Source organism: Vibrio sp. OPT46 (assembly GCF_015163535.1).
Classification (GTDB): domain Bacteria; phylum Pseudomonadota; class Gammaproteobacteria; order Enterobacterales; family Vibrionaceae; genus Vibrio; species Vibrio alginolyticus.
In genome coordinates, this window is sequence record NZ_JADDYG010000584.1 from 11,265 (window position 1) to 14,810 (window position 3,546).

The 3,546-nt window shown below is 47.4% G+C and carries 4 protein-coding genes; all 4 read left to right on the plus strand.

Annotated features, from left to right (window positions below; translation table 11 throughout):
* A partial coding sequence (locus tag IQR33_RS23255) for a FliG C-terminal domain-containing protein (protein ID WP_193844089.1) occupies positions 1-808 on the plus strand: 808 nt, incomplete at its 5' end.
* A 4-nt stretch (positions 809-812) separates the two neighbouring features.
* Positions 813-1,568, plus strand: a complete 756-nt coding sequence (fliH, locus tag IQR33_RS23260) for a flagellar assembly protein FliH (protein WP_064354936.1) — start codon at positions 813-815, stop codon at positions 1,566-1,568.
* The gene (fliI, locus tag IQR33_RS23265; protein ID WP_193837776.1) at positions 1,561-2,907 is read left to right on the plus strand and encodes a flagellar protein export ATPase FliI; all 1,347 of its coding nucleotides are present in this window, start codon (positions 1,561-1,563) and stop codon (positions 2,905-2,907) included. The genes fliH and fliI overlap by 8 nt, the downstream gene beginning before the upstream one ends.
* A 24-nt stretch (positions 2,908-2,931) precedes the next feature.
* Entirely contained in the window at positions 2,932-3,372 is a 441-nt protein-coding gene (gene fliJ / locus IQR33_RS23270; protein WP_193837775.1) for a flagellar export protein FliJ, read from the plus strand.
* Positions 3,373-3,546 lie beyond the last annotated feature (174 nt).

Sequence of the window (3,546 nt, forward strand, 5' to 3'; positions counted from 1 at the left end):
CCGTGAGCACAGCGGTATTCGAGGAGCCTCTAAGGAATACCTATCTAATACATTGCGTAAAGCATTGGGTAACGATTTGGCAAAAGGGTTATTAAATACCTTATATGGCGATGAAATTCGCAACAATATGCAGCGCTTACAGTGGGTGGAAGCAGAAACTCTCGCTCGTTTCATTGTGAACGAGCACCCACAAATGCAAGCAATTTTTCTAGCGTATTTGCCAGCAGACAGCTCTTCAGCGGTATTGAAGCACTTGCCACAAGATTACCATGACGAAATCTTGTTCCGTATTGCTCAATTGCAAGATATCGATCATCAAGTTGCCGTTGATTTGCATGAACTCGTTGAGCGTTGCATCGAAAAAGTATCCGCAAGTCAAAGCACGCCGTTATCAGGTGTTAAGCAAGCAGCAGATATCATTAACCGCTTTGAAGGTGACCGTGGTTCATTGATGGAAATGCTGAAGTTGCATGATGAAGATGTTGTTAATGCAATTGAAGAAAACATGTTCGACTTTATGGTTCTTGGCCGACAACGCGAAGAAACTATGGACATGTTGGTGCAGCAAATCCCGCTAGAGTTGTGGGCAGTTGCGCTAAAAGGTTCCGATATTACCTTACAACAAGCTATTAAGCGTTCAATGCCGCAACGTATGGTGAAAGCGCTAGAAGATGACATGGACGCACGCGGCGCTGTTGCGTTAAGTCGAGTTCAAAAAGCACGTCAAGACATCATGCAAATGGTACGTGAGCTGGATGAATCTGGTGAAGTTCAGCTGCTTCTCTATGAAGAGCCAACGGTGGAGTAAGGTCATGCTAGAGATAAAATCAAGTACTATGCGATTGCCTCCGAGCGGGTATCGTTTACACCGTTTTCCGCCTTTAGCGCAACCTAAGACTATCGAAGACGAATTCGGGCTAGATAACCAAGGCTGGCAAGAACCTCAAATTGATATCCAACAGCAACTTGAAGAAGGTTTTCAACAAGGTTTGCAACAAGGACATGAGGAAGGCTTACGCCAAGGTATCGAACAGGGCAAGCAACAAGGTCTGTTGGAAGGCCAAAAAGAAGGTTTCCAAAAAGGCTTTGTTTCCGGTGAGCAGTCTGGAAAGCAAGGCTTTTTGGAGGCGGCGAAGCCTGTCAATGAACTTTTTCACGCCCTTTCTCGTTGGCAAGATGAAAAAGAACAGCAACAACGCCATATGATTTGTGAACTGGTACAAAAGGTAGCTCAGCAAGTGATTCGTGCCGAGCTCACTTTAATGCCTCAGCAGATCCTAGCTTTGGTGGACGAGACATTGTCTGCCATGCCTGGTAAAGCGGAAACAGTAACTGTGCATTTAAATCCGCAAGATTTAGAGCGCATTACTCACATCAATGCTGATTTGCCGCAATCTTGGAAACTGGTCCCTAATACGGAGCTTCCTATTGGTGGCTGTCAGTTAGTGACTGATGACGCAGAAGCGGATGCGAGCTGCGACTCTCGTTTGGAAGCCTGTATGGACAATGTAAAGCAACACCTTTTGGATGAAGTCAGTATTCCACAGGTAGAGTCTGAGCATGAGTAATACCCTAAGCCATGAACTATTAAGTGAGCGTTTGAGCGAAGCCTTGGCTTCGCTTGATTCAATCCCTGTTGCTCGCGTAACAGGGCGATTGATAAAAGTAAACGGTTTAATGTTACAAGCCGTAGGGTGTCGGTTTAAGCTTGAGCAGCGTTGTCTCGTAGAAACCGCGGAAGGCGATATGATCGAAGCGCAAGTTGTGGGCTTTGAACACACTATTGCTTACCTCATGCCTATCCGCCGTTTAGGCGGTCTGTTTGCAGGTGCAAAAGTCATCCCTCTTGATGGTGACAGTACCGTGCAGCTAAGCTCTCAGTGGTTAGGACGCGTACTGAATGGTTTAGGTGAGCCGTTAGATGACGGGGCACCGCTTAAGGGGGGAGAGCGAGTTTCACTTGAACCAAAACCGATTAACCCACTGAAGCGACGCCCAGTTGATACACCACTCAACGTAGGCGTGCGTGCGATTAATGGACTATTAACGGTAGGCAAAGGCCAACGTATTGGTTTGATGGCTGGCAGTGGCGTCGGTAAAAGTGTGTTAATGGGGATGATCACCAAAAACACGGAGGCCGATGTAATTGTGGTCGGGCTTATCGGTGAGCGAGGCAGAGAAGTACGTGAGTTCATTGAGAGAAACTTAACCCCAGAAGCGCGCAAGAAAGCGATCATTATCGCGGCTCCTGCTGATGAATCCCCGCTAATGAGGTTAAGAGCGACACTACTTTGTCATCGCGTTTCAGAGTATTTCCGAGACCAAGGCAAAGACGTTCTACTTCTGATGGACTCTCTAACCCGATACGCCATGGCACAGCGCGAAATCGCTCTTTCGCTCGGAGAGCCTCCAGCTTCTCGTGGTTATCCGCCCTCAGTCTTCAGCGTGTTACCTCAACTCCTAGAGCGAGCGGGTAACAGTGAAAATCAACATGGTAGCTTAACGGCAATTTATACCGTATTGGCAGAAGGGGACGACCAACAAGATCCTGTCGTGGATTCCGCGCGCGCCATCTTAGATGGGCATGTCGTTTTATCGCGTCAACTGGCTGAGCAAGGGCATTATCCCGCGATAGATATCAACGCGTCTATTAGCCGTTGTATGAATACTTGTACGCAGGCCGCACACAGCACGATTGCGAATAACTTCCGTCAAATGTACTCCAACTACCTTCAGGTTAAAGAGTTACTGCCATTAGGGGGTTATCAACCAGGACAAGATCCTGAGTTAGATCAATCTGTTGCTATGTATCCAAATTTGCGTGCATATCTACAACAAGCTGCCAGCGAGTCTGTAGATTACCCAACCAGTTTGACCGAGCTCGCGCAGCTTTTTCAAAGTGCTTAATCAAATGGGAGTGGCAAGGCTGAAATGAAATCCAAGTTAAAAGCCGTAGGCAAGTTACAGCAAATGGAAGAAAAACAGCGTGATCGTGTGGGTCAACAACTTGATGCCATGCGTCAGCGTCACTCCCATCTTTCAATGCAATTGGAACAGTTATCGGCGTTGAAAGGCCACGCTGGACAATCAACCCGAACCGGCCCGACGCTAACGAGCGCGGCCTTGATGAACTTTAATCGTGTTGACCAAATGCTACAAAGAATGCTTCGTCACCACGAGCAAGAGCAAGCCGTTATGCAAGCGGAATGTGCATTTGTACAGAAAACGCTAGAACACAAGCACGCACGCGTTCAAGGGTTAGAAAAAGTGCTTGAACGTTGGCGTACTAAGCAGAACTATGAAAAAGCGAAAAAAGAGCAAAAGATGATTGAAGACATCATTAACTCTCGCGTTAAGCGCAAGATATTATGATGTCTTGTTGACGCTACTAGGAGCGCGAATAATTTCTGCGGTGTCTTAGCAAACCAAACCAGCCTCCAAGCATGATCAACCCTGATCCGAGAGCACCGCCGCCACTGCTGCCGTTGTTACCAAAGCCAGATGTGTTGGTATCGACAGGCTCAAAGCCAGAGTCCCCTTCGCTAT

Coding starts and splice junctions, on each gene's coding strand:
- fliH (WP_064354936.1), top strand. CDS start 813: ATGCTAGAGATAAAATCAAGTACTATGCGATTGCCTCCGAGCGGGTAT.
- fliI (WP_193837776.1), top strand. CDS start 1,561: ATGAGTAATACCCTAAGCCATGAACTATTAAGTGAGCGTTTGAGCGAA.
- fliJ (WP_193837775.1), top strand. CDS start 2,932: ATGAAATCCAAGTTAAAAGCCGTAGGCAAGTTACAGCAAATGGAAGAA.